Origin of the sequence: Ruegeria profundi (genome assembly GCF_020171505.1) — a bacterium.
Classification (GTDB): Bacteria; Pseudomonadota; Alphaproteobacteria; order Rhodobacterales; family Rhodobacteraceae; genus Ruegeria; species Ruegeria profundi.
Genome location: NZ_JAIUZS010000001.1, coordinates 619,111 through 634,613, shown reverse-complemented (window position 1 = coordinate 634,613; position 15,503 = coordinate 619,111). Strand labels below are relative to the sequence as shown.

Sequence of the window (15,503 nt, the reverse complement as noted above, 5' to 3'; positions counted from 1 at the left end):
GAAACTCCGTTAAAGTTTTCTAAGGGCTGCCCGTCATCATAGGGCGCTGCGAGCGGGTTGAAAGACGTGGATGGAAAATTGATGCAGCACGAAGACGAAAGTGCGCCGCAGACGGAGGCCTCTCCGCGCCGTCGGTCGCGCCGTCGTATCGCTGTGCATTTTTCTGGCTGGACCGTGCTGTCTATCGGGGTTTTGGCCTTTACCGGTTGGTATTTCCTGTTCGGCCAGAACCTTCACGCGCCTGAATGGGTGCGCGAAAAGGTCGAGCAGCGGCTGGAAGAAAGCCTTGGGGGTCTTCAGTTCCAGTTCGGCGACGCCAGTTTCATCGTCAACGAGGAATGGCGGCCACGGCTGCGACTAACCGATGTCACGATCAGCGATGCGTCAGGCCAACAGATTGCGCAGATGTCGGACCTGCGGACTCGCCTTTCAATGCGCGGCTTGTTGAGGGGGCAAATCCGTCCGCGCCGCATCATTGTGCGGGATGCGCAAGTCTCGCTGACCCGAGGGCAGGATGGGGCCTTGTCGCTAACCGTCGGCTCGGGAAGTACGCCGGTGCAGAAAGCACCGGATTTGGCACAACTGATCGACCAATTGGATGATGTGTTCTTGTCGCCGATCCTGTCTGGCATTCGGTCGGTGGAATTGGAATCCTTGACGCTGGACTATCAGGATCTGCGCCTTGGCCGAGCTTGGGTGTTCGATGGCGGTCACGTCACAGTTACGCGCAACAAGGATGAGTTGCGTCTTGCCACCGGGTTCTCGGTGCTGACAGGGCGCGACTATGCCAGCACGATCGAGGCCAATTACGCGAGCGTTCTTGGATCATCACAGGCTGAGTTCGGCGTTTCGATCACCGACCTTCCGGCGGAAGACATCGCCAGCCAAAGTTTGGCCCTGTCATGGTTGCAGGTCCTCAAAGCACCGATTTCAGGCGCGTTGCGCGGCAGCATCGACGCAACCACGGCACTTGGGCCGCTCTATGCCACACTCAATCTTGGGGCAGGGGTGGTGCAACCGACACAAGAAACCAAACCGATCCCGTTCGAATCTGCCCGAACCTACTTCACCTATGAACCCAAGCGGCAGGAACTGGATTTCAACGAGGTTTCAGTGGTTTCGGCCTGGGGCTCTTTTCAGGCTGAAGGCAAGGCGTATCTTGAGGGGATCGAGAATGGCACTCTGGACAGTCTGACCTCGCAGCTCAGCCTCAGTAATATCAACATCAACCCGGCTGACCTGTTTCCAGTACCGTTGTCATTGGCGCGCGCCGATCTGGACATGCAGATGAAGCTGGCTCCGTTCCGGTTGCGCTTGGGTCAGATCATGGTCGAAGACGCCAATTACCAGCTGCTCGGCTCGGGTAATTTGATTGGTGAAGCCAATGGCTGGGTAGCAGATCTGGACGCGCATCTTGACGGTATGAACGCTGATGAGCTTCTGAACTACTGGCCTGAACGACTGGCACCGAAGCCGCGGATTTGGGTTGAGACAAACCTGTATGAAGGCAGGGTTTCGGACGTTGATTTTGCGCTGCGTTTCCGGCCTGACAATAAGCCGGACATATATCTGGATTTTGGGTTCGAGGATGCGAAAATTCGCTTTGCAAAGACCCTGCCACCGCTTGAATACGCGCAGGGCCAAGCCAGCCTGATCAATCGCCGCTTTACCGCGACGGCTGAGGCGGGCGTGGTCTTTGCCGATGAAGGGGGTGCAATCGACGCATCCGGTACGTCTTTCATCATCCCTGATACAGGCATCAAGGAAGACTCACCATCAATCACCCGGATCACCGCCAAGGGCACTACAACAGCGGCCTTGTCGCTGCTTGACAGACCACCGCTGGAATTGCTGACCAAGGCAAACCTGCCCGTGAACCTGGCTGAAGGGCATGTGGGCCTTTCCGGGACGCTGTTCCTGCCGCTGAAGAAAAAACTGAAGTTCGAAGAAACGCAGTTCCACTTCCTCGGCGAAATAGATGATGTCCAAAGCGACGGGCTGGTTCCGGGTTTCTCAGTCGCCGCCGACCGGCTTGAGGTAACGGGCAATGAGACCAAGGTTGAAGTATCCGGCGACGGGGTGTTCGGTGATGTTCCGATCCAGGCCACTTGGCGGCAACCTATCGGTGGGACCGAACCACAACGCAGCGAGGTCACAGGCCAGATCGAACTGTCCCCCCGTCTGATGACCGAATTAAAGGCCGGTCTGCCGCAAGGCATGCTGACAGGGAAAGGAACTGCGGATATTGCCCTTGAAATAGGGGCAGGGACACCACCAAAGCTAACCGCGTCGTCCGATCTGGCGGGTGTTTCCCTGGCCATTCCCGAACTCGGTTGGCGCAAGGGGCCCGGCTCAACTGGAACCATGAGGGTTGAGGCCACGCTGGGTGAAAATCTACGCGTTGATGAACTGGTGCTCGACGCTGCTGGATTGCGCATGTCGGCTTCCATTTCCTTTAATGACGGGGGGTTCGACCGTGTGCAGTTCAGCTCGTTCGATCTGGGGGATTGGTTGGCAGTTCCTGCCGAACTGGTCAACAGTGGCGGGGCGGTGCCCAATATTCGCGTTCTGGGCGGCGTGATGAACCTTGCGCGCGCGACCTTCGGCAGCGGTGGCGGAGGCGGCGCGGGCGCTGGTGCCGGTCCCCGGCTTGATGTGGCCTTGGATCGCCTTCAGGTCACCGAAACCGTTGCTTTGACCGGGTTTAACGGTGCGTTTCAGACCAGCGGCGGTGTTAACGGCGCTTTCACAGCCGCTGTGAACGGTGGCGCCCCGGTACGCGGACAGGTCACTCCGCGCGACGGCCGCAGCGCGGTTACGCTCAGGTCAGAGGATGCCGGGGCGGTGTTGCGGTCGGCGGGTATGATCACGCAGGCACGTGGCGGGGATTTGGATTTACAACTGGAACCGGTGGCGGGTCCGGGCAATTACGACGTGATCCTCAATATTTCTGACACGCGCATCAAGGACGCTCCGGCCATGGCAGCACTGCTGAACGCAATCAGCCTTGTGGGCTTGCTGGATGAAATGGCGGGGCAAGGAATCTTTTTTGCCAGCATCGACAGCCGCATGCGGATCACGCCGACCGAGGTAAAAGTTCTAAGTGGCAGCGCCGTTGGCCCGTCAATGGGCCTGTCGTTTGACGGCACCATAGATACGGTAGCCGGCGTTCTGGATTTGCGGGGTGCGATTTCACCTATCTATCTGGTCAACGCAATTGGCAGCGTTTTCACCCGGAAAGGTGAGGGCGTCATAGGGTTCAACTATACTCTGACCGGGCCGTTGCGGCAGCCGAAGGTCTCGGTGAACCCGCTTTCTGGTCTGGCACCGCTGTTTCTGCGTAACCTACTGCGCGACCCGGCCCCCACGGTCTCCGATGGACCCAACGCACAGCCCATCAAGCCCGATGAGCCAAAACGAACTTTTGGATCATCAGCCGAGGAGCGTTGATTTGGAATGACGGGCGCTGTATGGCGCGGCCATGAAACTCAGCGATTTTGATTTCCACCTTCCCGAAGACCTGATTGCAACGCGACCCGCCAGCCCGCGCTCATCGGCGCGGATGCTTGTTGCAAGCAAGGATACGCTGTCGGATGCGCACGTGTTCGATCTTCCCGATTGGCTGCAACCCGGCGATCGGCTGGTTCTAAACGATACCCGCGTCATCCCCGCGCGCCTGAATGGTCGCCGCCATCGTGACAGCGCTCAGGGACCAGTTTCAGCTGCAATTGAGGCAACCTTGTTGGACCCGCAGGCCGATGGCACATGGGGGGCACTGATCAAGCCGTTAAAAAAGGTTAGGCTAGGAGAAGACATCCAGTTTTCCGATGACCTCAGCGCGACGCTTGAGCGCGCGGAAGGTGGGCAGGCCTATCTGAGGTTTAACCTGACAGGGGATGATTTCGACGCGGCATTGGAACAGGCAGGTGCGATGCCTCTGCCACCGTATATCGCCGCCAAACGCCCGGCGGACGAGCGGGACAAGACAGATTACCAAACGATCTGGGCGCGAAACTCTGGCGCGGTTGCGGCTCCTACAGCCTCGCTGCATTTTGATGAGCCCCTGATGCAGGCGCTTGCAGTGCGCGGCGTCGAACTTAGCCATGTGACGCTGCATGTGGGCGCTGGCACCTTTCTTCCGGTCAAAGTTGAAGACGTAACCACCCATAAAATGCACGCAGAGTGGGGTAGGGTCAGCGCTGAGGCCGCAGAGGAAATCCGCGCAACAAAAGCGGCTGGTGGTCGGATCATCCCAGTCGGAACTACCGCCCTGCGCCTGATCGAAAGCGCGGGACGTTCTGGCCGGATTGAACCTTGGGAAGGTGAGACGGATATTTTTATCTACCCCGGCTTTAAATTCCATGTGGCAGACGCGTTGATGACCAATTTCCACCTGCCAAAATCCACACTTTTGATGCTGGTGTCGGCACTTATGGGGCAGGACAGAATGCGCGAGGTCTACGCCCATGCCATCGCGCAGGAATACCGGTTCTTTTCCTATGGTGACGCGTCGCTTTTGATCCCGTAAGAGGCGCGTTGTCGGGATCATTTGCCCGCAATGTCGTAGACAAGCACGAACAGAGCCGTTTTTCCTATACAAGCGATTCCACAGTTCAGGTCGAAATTACATTTCTTGGAGGCGCGAATGCTTCAGGTTCTTTCCAGCGCATGGGCGCTTCTTCTGGGGATGGGGCTTCTGATGGTCGGCAACGGCCTGCAAGGCACGATTCTTGGTGTTCGCGGTGAAATCGAAGGGTTCTCGACCCTGGAGATGTCGTTTGTGATGTCGGCGTATTTCCTTGGCTTTCTTGGCGGCTCGCGCCTGGCACCCGAGATGATCCGACGCGTCGGACATGTGCGTGTATTCGCGGCACTGGCGTCGTTCATCTCGGCAGTGATGATTTTGTACCCGTTGATGACCAATCCCGTGGTCTGGATTCTGGGGCGCGTTCTGATCGGGTTCTGCTTTTCCGGCGTGTATGTCACGGCCGAGAGCTGGTTGAATAATGCCGCCAGCAACGAAAACCGCGGACAGGCGCTGTCGCTTTACATGATCTTTCAGATGGTGGGCATTATCAGCGCCCAAGGCTTGGTTCTTTTGGGAGACCCTGCTGGGTTCGACACATTCGTGATCGCCTCGATCCTGGTTTCGGTTTCGTTTGCGCCGATCCTGTTGTCGATTTCACCGACACCCGCATTTGACACCACCAAACCCATGACCCTGCGCGAATTGTTCGGGTATTCACCGCTTGGCTGCGTCGGTATGTTTCTGTTGGGCGGAGTGTTCTCGGCTCAGTTCGGCATGGCCTCGGTTTACGGGGCGCGAGCAGATCTTTCATTGGCTGAAATCTCGACCTTCGTTGCTGCGTTTTATGTCGGCGCATTGGTTTTGCAATATCCGCTGGGCTGGTTCTCGGACCGTATGGACCGCCGCGTCCTGATCATGGTGGTTGCGGTCACTGGTGCGTGCGGCGCGATTGCAGGAATGCTGTTTGGTTTGGCTTTCCCGATCCTGCTGGTCTCGGCCTTTGTGATCGGAGGGATGTCGAACCCGCTGTATTCCCTTCTCATCGCTCACGCGAACGACTTTTTGCAGCATGAGGATATGGCCGCCGCATCGGGTGGGTTGTTGTTCATCAACGGCCTTGGCGCGATTGCCGGTCCGCTGATTACGGGGTGGCTTATGGGGGATGCGGTGTTTGGCCCGCAAGGATTTTTCCTGTTCATCGCCGCGCTTCTAGTTACCACGGCTGTTTACGCGCTGTACCGTATGACCCAGCGTGCCGCGATCCCGGTTGACGAGACAGGCACCATGTCCACGGTCTATGCGACAGCTTCGCCTGTTGCGGTAGAACTGGCGCAGGAGGTCGCTATAGAAGCCGCCGAAGCCGACGCTGAAACGCAAGATGTTGCCTGAAACACAAGATTATGACGCAAGTGTTGCAATTTTTTACTGTAACAAATCTGTAAATAGGCATTTAATGACCTTACGTCCCTGGGGAGGGCAACACGACGGAGTTTAGGGCAATGGTTGGGCCTGAAGAAGTATTGAGTTTTTGGTTAGATGAAATTGGTCCCAAGGGTTGGTATCTACAAGACGACGCTTTGGATGCAGATATTCGCGAACGGTTCTTGACCACGTGGGAAGCCGCGCATGAAGGTAAGTTTTCGCTTTGGTTGACTTATCCCAATGGGGCTTTGGCTTACATCATACTGATGGACCAGTTCCCGCGAAACATGTTCCGCGGCAGCGCCAAGGCATTCGCGTCTGATCGTGCTGCCCTGTCGGCAGCCAAGTGTGCGATAGACAAAGGCTGGGATCTTAAGATTGACGAACCTGCGCGGCAGTTCTTTTACCTGCCTTTGATGCATTCGGAAAACCTCTGCGATCAGGAACGCTGTGTCCGTCTGATGTGTCAGAATATGTCCAGCAGCGATCAAAGCAATCTGTTGCACGCACGTGCGCATCGTGAAGTGATCCGCAAGTTTGGGCGGTTTCCATACCGGAACGAAGCCCTAAAGCGCCCGATGACGGCACACGAAGCAGCCTATGTCGACATGGGCGGATATGGTGCAACGGTTCGCGAACTGCAGGCCGCCGGTTAGGACTGGGGCACGCAGCCACGAACAGCAATGATCCGGTCGGCGACCACGTCGGCCGATTTTTCTATGGCAGAGTTGATCAACGTCTGTGGTGACTCGGTAATTTCTGCAATGCGGGCCTGCGAATCCTGCATCCTGGCTTCCATGTTATCCAGCGTTGCCAAAGCCGTTGAAATACGCAGTTTCTCGGCAATATCCGTGACAGTTCCGCTGTCCTGAATGTTTGTAAGATCGCTGCGCAGGGCTGCAATCTCGCCTCGGATACCGCGAATTTCGTCTTTTAGCGGCGCGACAATCTGCACTTTTTCAGAAAAGACTGTGGTGATGTCTTCTACGGTCGTTGCCAGCCTCCACCCCAGAAAAAGGCAAAGCGCCACAAGGATAAGCGTGGCATTGAGCAGGGCAAGCAAAAGATCTTTGAACGTTTTGGCCATGATAAGCCTCTCGAATAACTTGCGTTTAGGACTGAACGTCTAATTCGGCACCTATGTTCTAGCCATTGAAACTCGTGCGGTATAGGCTGAAATCCGCATGAAGCGTTACATTTCGCCCGCGTCTGTTTTGTCGCGGGAAAGGTGTGTTGATGCGTTTCAGGATATAGTTTAATGGTAAACTAATTTTACAACCGACCTGCGCCGAGAGGGAACCATGGCTGCACAATCTTTTGATCTGATCGTAATCGGCGCCGGTCCAGGCGGTTATGTGGCTGCCATTCGCGCGGCACAGCTAGGCTTGAAAACGGCCGTGGTCGAGCGTGAGCACCTGGGCGGCATTTGCCTGAACTGGGGATGCATCCCGACCAAAGCGATGCTGAGGTCTTCGGAAGTGTTTCACCTGATGGAGCGCGCCAAAGATTTTGGCCTGACCGCAGACAAGTTCGGCTATGATCTGGATGCTGTGGTCAAACGCTCTCGCGGAGTGGCGAAACAACTGACCAGTGGCGTTGGTCATCTTCTCAAGAAGAATAAGGTCACCGTGATCATGGGTGAGGCAACGATCCCGGCAAAAGGCAAGGTGAGCGTGAAAACCGATAAGGGCAGCGAAGAGTTGACCGCGAAGAACATCGTCCTTGCGACGGGTGCCCGGGCGCGTGAGCTGCCGGGGCTTGAGGCTGACGGCGATCTGGTTTGGACCTACAAACATGCCCTGATGCCGCCGCGCATGCCTGAAAAACTGCTGGTCATTGGTTCGGGTGCGATCGGCATCGAATTTGCCAGTTTTTACAATACCCTCGGCGCGGATACGACAGTGGTCGAGGTGATGGATCGAGTATTGCCGGTCGAAGATGCTGAGATCAGCGCCTTTGCCAAGAAGGCCTTCACCAAGCAGGGTATGACCATCATGGAAAAGGCGATGGTCAAACAACTGGACCGCGCCAAGGGCAAAGTCACCGCGCATATCGAAGTGAAGGGCAAGGTCGAGAAGCACGAGTTTGACACTGTAATCTCGGCTGTGGGGATCGTCGGCAACGTTGAAAATCTCGGACTTGAGGCGCTGGGTGTTAAGGTAGATCGGACGCATGTCGTGACTGATGAGTTCTGCCGCACCGGGGTTGATGGGCTTTATGCCATCGGTGACATCGCGGGCGCGCCTTGGCTTGCGCACAAGGCCAGCCATGAAGGCGTCATGGTGGCCGAGTTGATCGCAGGCAAACACGCGCATCCGGTCAAACCCGAAAGCATCGCAGGCTGCACCTATTGCCACCCGCAGGTTGCCTCGGTCGGATACACCGAAGCCAAGGCCAAAGAACTTGGCCATGAAGTCAAAGTGGGCCGTTTTCCCTTTATCGGTAACGGCAAAGCCATTGCTTTGGGTGAGCCCGAGGGGATGATCAAAACCGTGTTTGACGCCAAGACAGGTGAGTTGCTGGGCGCGCATATGATCGGTGCAGAAGTGACCGAGCTGATTCAGGGCTATGTTGTGGGGCGGCAGTTGGAAACAACGGAAGAAGACCTGATGAACACGGTGTTCCCGCACCCGACGCTGTCAGAGATGATGCACGAGAGCGTGTTGGACGCTTACGGTCAAGTCATTCACATGTAAGTTTGGCTTGAAGCCAATTTGAAGGCACCGCTGGGTAAGCGGTGCCTTTTTTCTTTAGCGGGTCAAGGCATCCAGAATGCGTGCCCAGGACCTGATGCCCTTGTGAAAGCTTTTCACGTCATACTTTTCATTTGGCGAGTGGATGGCATCGTCTTCATTCGCAAAACCGACCAACATCGAATCCAGCCCGAGTTCCGTGTTGAAATACCCCACAACTGGAATCGATCCGCCCATTCCGGTGAACACGGCCTCGCGGCCCCATTCATCTGACAAAGCACCACGGGCAGCTTCGAATTCCGGGCGATCCAAGTTCATGACCGAAGCAGGAGACCCCTCAAGATCATTGTCCCACTCGATCTTTGCATCGGGTGACAGGCGGTCTTCGACATGTTTGCGAATTTTGTCACGCAGGGCGTCAGGGTCCATGTCGCCGACCAACCGGCAGGTGATCTTGCAATGCGCTTGTGACGGGATGACCGTTTTCGATCCGGCGCCGTTATATCCACCCCACAGGCCGTTAACCTCAAGCGTCGGTCGTGCCCATTGCTGTTCCAGCGTTGAGTATCCCTTTTCACCATGGGGCTGCGAGTATCCGACGGACTTCAGGTAGTCGTCTTCGTCAAAGCCGCAGGTTTCCCATTGCTTCAACTGCTCGGCCGGCACTTCGTGGACACCTTCATAGAACCCTTCGACCGCGACGCGACCAGTTTCATCGTCATAGAATGAGGCGACGATTTTCGACAACTCTCGCAGTGGGTTCAAACCGGGGCCGCCGTAGTGGCCCGAATGCAGGTCGATCCGCGGGCCGATGATGGTGAATTCGTCCTTGAGCATACCGCGCAATTGCGAGGCAATCGATGGCACACCGCGCGAGACCATAGCGGTGTCGCACACCAGCGCCAGATCGGCTTTCAACTCGGCCGCGTTTTCGCGAAGGAAGGGAACCAAGGAAGGAGAGCCAGATTCCTCTTCGCCCTCAAAGAAAAAGGTGATGCGGCAGGGCAGGGACCCATGCACCGCTTTCCACGCCCGGCAGGCCTCGACAAATGTCATCAACTGGCCCTTGTCGTCCGACGATCCACGGCCCCGGATGACGGGTCCGTTGTCGGTCTCTTCGATGGCCGGATCGAACGGGTCGCGCGTCCACAGGTTCAATGGGTCCACCGGTTGCACATCGTAGTGCCCGTAAAACAGGACATGCGGCGCGTCGCTGTCTTCTCCGATGTGGCCTACGACCATGGGATGACCAGTTGTTTTGCGCTTTTCTGCCGCGATGCCAATCGTTTGCAGATCAGCCACCAGCCAATCGGCAGCCTGATCCACCTGCGCGTCATAGGCCGGGTCCGTCGAAATTGACGGAATGCGCAGCAGTTCCATCAGACGGTCGATAGAGGTCTGCAAATCAGCGTCAATGCGGTTCAAAACGTCGTCCAGCGACATAGGGGTCTCCTGCTTGTAAAATTTGACGGGACCCTATCAGCGCCACCAGCGCCGTCCAGTCCGCTTTGGCGGAATGTGGTACAATATCGGAAACACTTGGAAACACCTGCGTCGTTTCCCCGCGTCTGGGGGCAGTAACTTTACTTGTCCATGCTGATGTGACGGGATATTTGATGCAAATCAAACATGTGATCCCAATGTCGTTTATACGTAATTGCTACAAGGGAACGCATAGGCGCGCGCTCGGCTTTGTCCGGTCATGGCGTCAGGAACATCGCCGGGCCGAATAAGTCTTGGGTCGGGCACGTAAGGAGACATCGGTGGACTATACTGCTCAGCTCGATACAGCGATTGCCAGGCTACATGATGAAGGACGTTACCGGACCTTTATCGATATCGAACGCCGAAACGGCCATTTCCCACATGCGGTGCGGACACGCCCGGACGGGTCACAGCAGAATGTCACCGTTTGGTGTGGCAATGACTATCTGGGCATGGGGCAGAACCCTATTGTTCTGAATGCCATGCACGAAGCTATTGAGTCAGCCGGGGCAGGCTCGGGTGGTACGCGCAATATCTCGGGCACCACGGTTTACCACAAGCGTCTTGAGGCTGAACTGGCTGATCTGCATGGCAAAGAGGCCGCGCTTTTGTTCACCAGCGCGTATATTGCCAATGACGCCACGCTCAGCACCCTGCCGAAACTGTTTCCGGGCCTGATCATTTATTCTGATGCGCTGAACCATGCCTCGATGATCGAAGGCGTGCGCCGTAATGGCGGTGCCAAGCGTATTTTCCGCCACAATGATGTAGCCCATCTGCGCGAACTGCTTGAGGCAGATGATCCTGATGCGCCCAAGTTGATCGCCTTCGAATCGATCTATTCGATGGACGGTGATTTTGGTCCGATCGAAGCGATCTGCGACCTGGCAGACGAATTCGGTGCCTTGACTTATATCGACGAAGTGCACGCTGTTGGTATGTATGGCCCGCGCGGCGGTGGTGTGACTGAGCGTGATCGCCTGGCGCATCGCATCGACATCATCAACGGAACGCTAGCCAAAGCGTTTGGCGTTATGGGGGGCTATATCGCGGCCAGCGAGAAAATGTGCGATGCCGTGCGCTCTTACGCGCCGGGCTTCATCTTTACGACGTCTTTGCCACCAGCGGTTGCGGCGGGCGCGGCAGCATCCGTCGCCCATTTGAAAACAGCTGTTGAACTGCGTGAGCAGCATCAAACGCAGGCCAAAATCCTGAAGCTGCGCCTCAAGGGGCTGGGTTTGCCGTTGATCGACCATGGAAGCCACATCGTTCCTGTGATCGTCGGCGACCCCGTGCATACCAAAATCCTCAGCGACCGGTTGCTTGATGACTTTGGAATCTACGTGCAGCCGATCAATTTCCCGACTGTCCCGCGCGGAACAGAGCGGCTGCGTTTTACCCCATCCCCAGTACACGGACCCAACGAAATGGACCGCTTGGTTCACGCCATGGACGAACTTTGGTCACATTGTGCGCTAAATCGCGCCGAACTTGCAGGTTAACCTCACGGGAAAGTGTGCAACTGGTTTGTCGCGTGTTAGAGTTAAGTAACAAAATTAGCGGGCGAATCATTTACAAAGCGATTCTCCGTTAGCGTGAAACACGCGAAGGCAAAATGGGGCAGCAGGGATGATTGGGCGCAGATCTCAGCGCGAATCCGAACGCGATACTGACGTCAGGCCAAAGGGTTATGACGATTATGAAGTTCGGCTTGGCGACCGGATGCGGGGTGAGCGCGCAACAATGGGCAAGTCCCTTCTCGATGTTCAGCGGGAATTGCGCATCAAAGCCAACTACATAGCTGCAATCGAAGACGCGGACCCAGACGCGTTCGACACACCCGGCTTTATTGCCGGGTACGTGCGTTCCTATGCGCGGTATCTCGGGATGAACCCGGACGATACATTTGTTGCCTTCTGTGAAGAAAGCGGTTTTGAGGTCGCGCATGGTATGTCGGCCGAAGCGTCGGTTGTGCGGAAACCAACTGGTGGTCTGCGTACTCAAGGGTCGATGGGCCGCGATCCGTTCATCTCTCCCAATACGCCGTACCTACCGGGTCGGGAATCGCTGGTCAGCCAGATTGAACCGCGGGCTATTGGATCGTCATTGGTGCTGATCGCGGTGATCTGCGGCATCGGTTATGGCGGCTGGTCGGTTCTGAACCGGATTCAGCAAGTGCAGGTCAGCCCGGTTGAGCAAGCACCCGTCGTTCTGTCTGATCTTGATCCGCTGGATACCGCACGCTCTGGTGGCGCGACCGAAGCCAACGTTGCAGACAATCCCAGCACCGAGGCATTGGACCGCCTGTATCGCCCACAGGCTTTGGACGTGCCGGTCTTGGTGGCGCGTGATGCGCCAATCTCAACTCTGGACCCGCGCACTGTCGGAACCTTCCTGCCGCAGCAGTTGCCGCAGGTTGAGATCGCCGAGGTTCACACGGTTGAGCGCCCTGCTTTGCCGCAGGTGGTTGAACAGATTGATACGACGTTAAAGATCGTTGCGGTGAACCCATCATGGATGCGGGTAACGGCTGCGGATGGCAGCGTGATTTTCGAAGGCACCCTTGGCACAGTTGAACAGGGCAGTGTTTTTGAGGTTCCGCTGACCGAAGAACCACCATTGCTGCGTGCAGGCGCTTCGGGATCGGTGTTCTTTTCGATGAATGGCGAACACTACGGACCTGCGGGTGCGCCGGGTACAGTTGCCAAAGGTGTAGTGCTGTCCAAGGATGCCGTTGCTGAAAGCTATGCCGTTGCTGATCTTGAGGCAGAGCAAAACAGCGCCCTCAAACAGTTGGTTGCCGAATTGCAGGCGCAAGCGGCCGAAGCCCCTGCAGAGTGATCTAGCCATTGCGATGCTCCGGTAGGCGGACTATTTAAAGACCTAATCTAGCCAGCCTTGGATTTGTCTTTATGTCGCTCAATCATGTTCGTCCGTGGCGCAATATCTATCGCCGCAAGTCCCGTCAGATCATGGTCGGTAATGTTCCCGTCGGCGGCGACGCGCCGATTGCGGTTCAGACGATGACCAACACACTGACAACCGACGTGGCTGCGACCGTGGCCCAGGTGCAAGCCGCGGCTGAGGCGGGCGCGGATATCGTGCGGGTCTCGGTCCCGGATGAGGCATCGTCAAAGGCGTTGAAAGAGATTGTGCGCGAAAGCCCGGTGCCGATCGTTGCCGACATCCACTTCCATTACAAAAGAGGGATTGAATCTGCCGAGGCCGGTGCGGCCTGCTTGCGGATAAATCCGGGCAATATTGGTGATGAAGCGCGTGTGAAAGAGGTCATCAAAGCGGCCCGAGACCACAATTGCTCGATCCGGATCGGGGTGAATGCGGGCAGTCTGGAAAAGCACTTGCTTGAAAAATATGCTGAGCCTTGTCCCGAGGCGATGGTTGAAAGCGGGTTAGAGCATATCCGCATCCTTCAGGACAACGACTTTCACGAGTTCAAAATAAGCGTAAAGGCCAGCGACGTATTCCTGTCGGCGGCTGCGTATCAGGGTATCGCCGAGGCAACCGACGCACCGATCCATCTGGGTATTACCGAGGCTGGGGGGCTGGTCTCAGGCACCATCAAATCGGCTATCGGGCTGGGTAATTTGCTGTGGATGGGGATCGGTGACACGATCCGCGTAAGCTTGTCCGCCGATCCGGTCGAAGAGGTCAAGGTTGGCTATGAAATCCTGAAATCTCTTGGGTTGCGCCACCGCGGCGTAAACATCATCTCCTGCCCGTCCTGCGCGCGGCAGGGCTTCGATGTGATAAAGACTGTTGAGGCGTTGGAGCAGCGTCTAGAACATATCAAAACGCCGATGAGCCTGTCGATCATCGGCTGTGTAGTAAACGGCCCGGGCGAGGCGCTGATGACCGATGTCGGCTTCACAGGCGGCGGTGCGGGGTCAGGTATGGTCTATCTTGCGGGCAAGGCCAGCCATAAGATGTCGAACGATCAGATGATTGATCACATCGTCGAACAGGTTGAGAAAAAGGCGGCTGAGTTAGACGCGGCGCAGGAAGCCGCCGAGTAAACCACCTCGGTGGGTAAGCGTGGATGATATCAAAGCCGCTGAAGGGCAATTGCAAGTGGTAGATATCTGTAACCTGTTGCAGCGTTGGGTATACCAGCTCAGTCTGGGGGAAAACGAGTGTGTTTGATTCGGGTTTTGTGCCAGACAAGCTATGAGTTTTACTTCGCAGATGAATGCTTTGCATGCAGATCAAACCACCCGATGATCTCAGCAAAGAGGTTGTTAGGCGCGGTTTGAGTGGCCAGATTCAGCGCCTTTTGAATTTTCAAAGCGTCTTCGTAAGAAATCCATTTTCCGGGCAGATCTTCGCCAAATACGCCCGACGCGCTTGATTTGAACTTATGATTAACGATCTTGCCGTGCGGCGAAAGGGGCGAAACCGTCTGAGTTTCAACATATTTCTGGTTCGAAAATTTGAACCCGTCATACCCGTTCTCATGCAGAATGTTGAGCATGTCCGAGCTGCCGTTTTCGACCGAAACATAACGTGGCAGGTTCGGAAGCTTCATGATTTGTGAAAGCGCAACACTATCATAACCTTCGATATCGATCTTAATATAAAGAATCTGCCCGGAAACCGAGCTTAGTTCACTGGACAAATCTACCGCAGGGACACTGATCTTTTCGGCCCCTTTGAGTCGGCTGCCGATTCTTTCGTCGACTGAACTCCAGGCTGAAATATGCTTATTCACGTAAAACGCGACTTCGTCTGTGGTGTCGTCGGTTACAGCAAAATTCCGGATATCGACCCCATCGACGCCGAGATCCGCGAATTGTTTGGCCACTGTGGCGCACAAGTCCGGAATGGCCTCGACAGCAATGACATGAAACCCTCTTTTTCGGTAATAATGCGTGTCCTTACCATCGTTCATGCCGACATCGACAATGATACCCTGATCCGCCTTTGGATATTGGGGTGTGTCGTCTGAGGTCGTTTTTGCGACTTTCGGCCGATAAGCATCTGGATCGGAGGCGATTTTCTTTCCCCGAAGAACTCGTCCCGCATCACGAACACGCCGCGCGGCGCGGGAAAGTCCAGAGTTCTTGTTGCTACTCATGCGCACCCCGGCCTATAGGTCAATGACTTTGATATATTCAAAGATATCGTTCAAAACGCGGGTTGTGAACTTGAAATTTGCCGACACCCAAGGAAGGCGGTCATGAGTTGCGCCTCAGCAGTTGTGAGGGGAAATAAATCTGCCTGTGGTCCTTCCCGGCGCAGCTAAGAGAGTTGTGGCTGATCGGTGATGCAGCCCTTTTTGCAGCGTTTTGCGACTCGTGGGCAAATCGGAGCTTAATGAATGTGCTTTTTTTTACTCCGATGCCCCCTCAATCGGGTGG

The 15,503-nt window shown here is 56.0% G+C and carries 11 protein-coding genes; 8 read left to right on the top strand and 3 right to left on the bottom strand.

Annotated features, from left to right (window positions below; translation table 11 throughout):
• Positions 1-81 precede the first annotated feature (81 nt).
• The 4 genes from LCM21_RS03005 (at position 82) to LCM21_RS02990 (ending at position 6,606) form a co-directional block, all read left to right on the top strand.
• The gene (locus LCM21_RS03005; protein ID WP_224889258.1) at positions 82-3,450 is read left to right on the top strand and encodes a DUF3971 domain-containing protein; all 3,369 of its coding nucleotides are present in this window, start codon (positions 82-84) and stop codon (positions 3,448-3,450) included.
• 31 nt (positions 3,451-3,481) lie between these two features.
• Positions 3,482-4,528, top strand: coding sequence for a tRNA preQ1(34) S-adenosylmethionine ribosyltransferase-isomerase QueA (gene queA / locus LCM21_RS03000; protein WP_224889257.1), 1,047 nt, complete (start codon positions 3,482-3,484; stop codon positions 4,526-4,528).
• Positions 4,529-4,645: 117 nt separating this feature from the next.
• Positions 4,646-5,917: an MFS transporter gene (locus tag LCM21_RS02995; RefSeq protein WP_224889256.1), complete on the top strand. Its 1,272-nt coding sequence runs from the start codon at positions 4,646-4,648 to the stop codon at positions 5,915-5,917.
• Between the two features lie 110 nt (positions 5,918-6,027).
• The gene (locus LCM21_RS02990; protein ID WP_224889255.1) at positions 6,028-6,606 is read left to right on the top strand and encodes a DUF924 family protein; all 579 of its coding nucleotides are present in this window, start codon (positions 6,028-6,030) and stop codon (positions 6,604-6,606) included.
• Here the strand turns inward: LCM21_RS02990 and LCM21_RS02985 are convergent.
• Positions 6,603-7,037, bottom strand: a complete 435-nt coding sequence (locus LCM21_RS02985; RefSeq protein WP_224889254.1) for a hypothetical protein — start codon at positions 7,035-7,037, stop codon at positions 6,603-6,605. The genes LCM21_RS02990 and LCM21_RS02985 overlap by 4 nt on opposite strands.
• 214 nt (positions 7,038-7,251) lie before the next feature.
• Here LCM21_RS02985 and lpdA point away from each other — a divergent pair, with 214 nt between their 5' ends.
• Positions 7,252-8,646, top strand: coding sequence for a dihydrolipoyl dehydrogenase (lpdA, locus tag LCM21_RS02980; protein WP_224889253.1), 1,395 nt, complete (start codon positions 7,252-7,254; stop codon positions 8,644-8,646).
• Positions 8,647-8,700: 54 nt separating this feature from the next.
• Here lpdA and LCM21_RS02975 read toward each other — a convergent pair whose 3' ends face one another.
• A complete protein-coding gene (locus tag LCM21_RS02975) occupies positions 8,701-10,086 on the bottom strand; it encodes a dipeptidase (RefSeq protein ID WP_224889252.1) in 1,386 nt (461 codons plus the stop codon).
• 320 nt (positions 10,087-10,406) lie between these two features.
• On the opposite strand from LCM21_RS02975, the gene hemA reads away from it, so the two are divergent.
• From hemA to ispG, 3 genes are all read left to right on the top strand, one after another.
• On the top strand, positions 10,407-11,630 hold the full coding sequence (gene hemA / locus LCM21_RS02970) for a 5-aminolevulinate synthase (RefSeq protein ID WP_224889251.1): 1,224 nt from the start codon (positions 10,407-10,409) through the stop codon (positions 11,628-11,630).
• 127 nt (positions 11,631-11,757) lie between these two features.
• Positions 11,758-12,969: a helix-turn-helix domain-containing protein gene (locus LCM21_RS02965; protein ID WP_224889250.1), complete on the top strand. Its 1,212-nt coding sequence runs from the start codon at positions 11,758-11,760 to the stop codon at positions 12,967-12,969.
• A 71-nt stretch (positions 12,970-13,040) separates the two neighbouring features.
• Entirely contained in the window at positions 13,041-14,162 is a 1,122-nt protein-coding gene (gene ispG, locus LCM21_RS02960; RefSeq protein ID WP_224889249.1) for a flavodoxin-dependent (E)-4-hydroxy-3-methylbut-2-enyl-diphosphate synthase, read from the top strand.
• A 158-nt stretch (positions 14,163-14,320) separates the two neighbouring features.
• Here the strand turns inward: ispG and LCM21_RS02955 are convergent, their stop codons facing one another.
• Complete coding sequence (locus tag LCM21_RS02955) at positions 14,321-15,220, bottom strand: FkbM family methyltransferase (RefSeq protein WP_224889248.1); 900 nt, start codon at positions 15,218-15,220, stop codon at positions 14,321-14,323.
• Between the last annotated feature and the right edge of the window lie 283 nt (positions 15,221-15,503).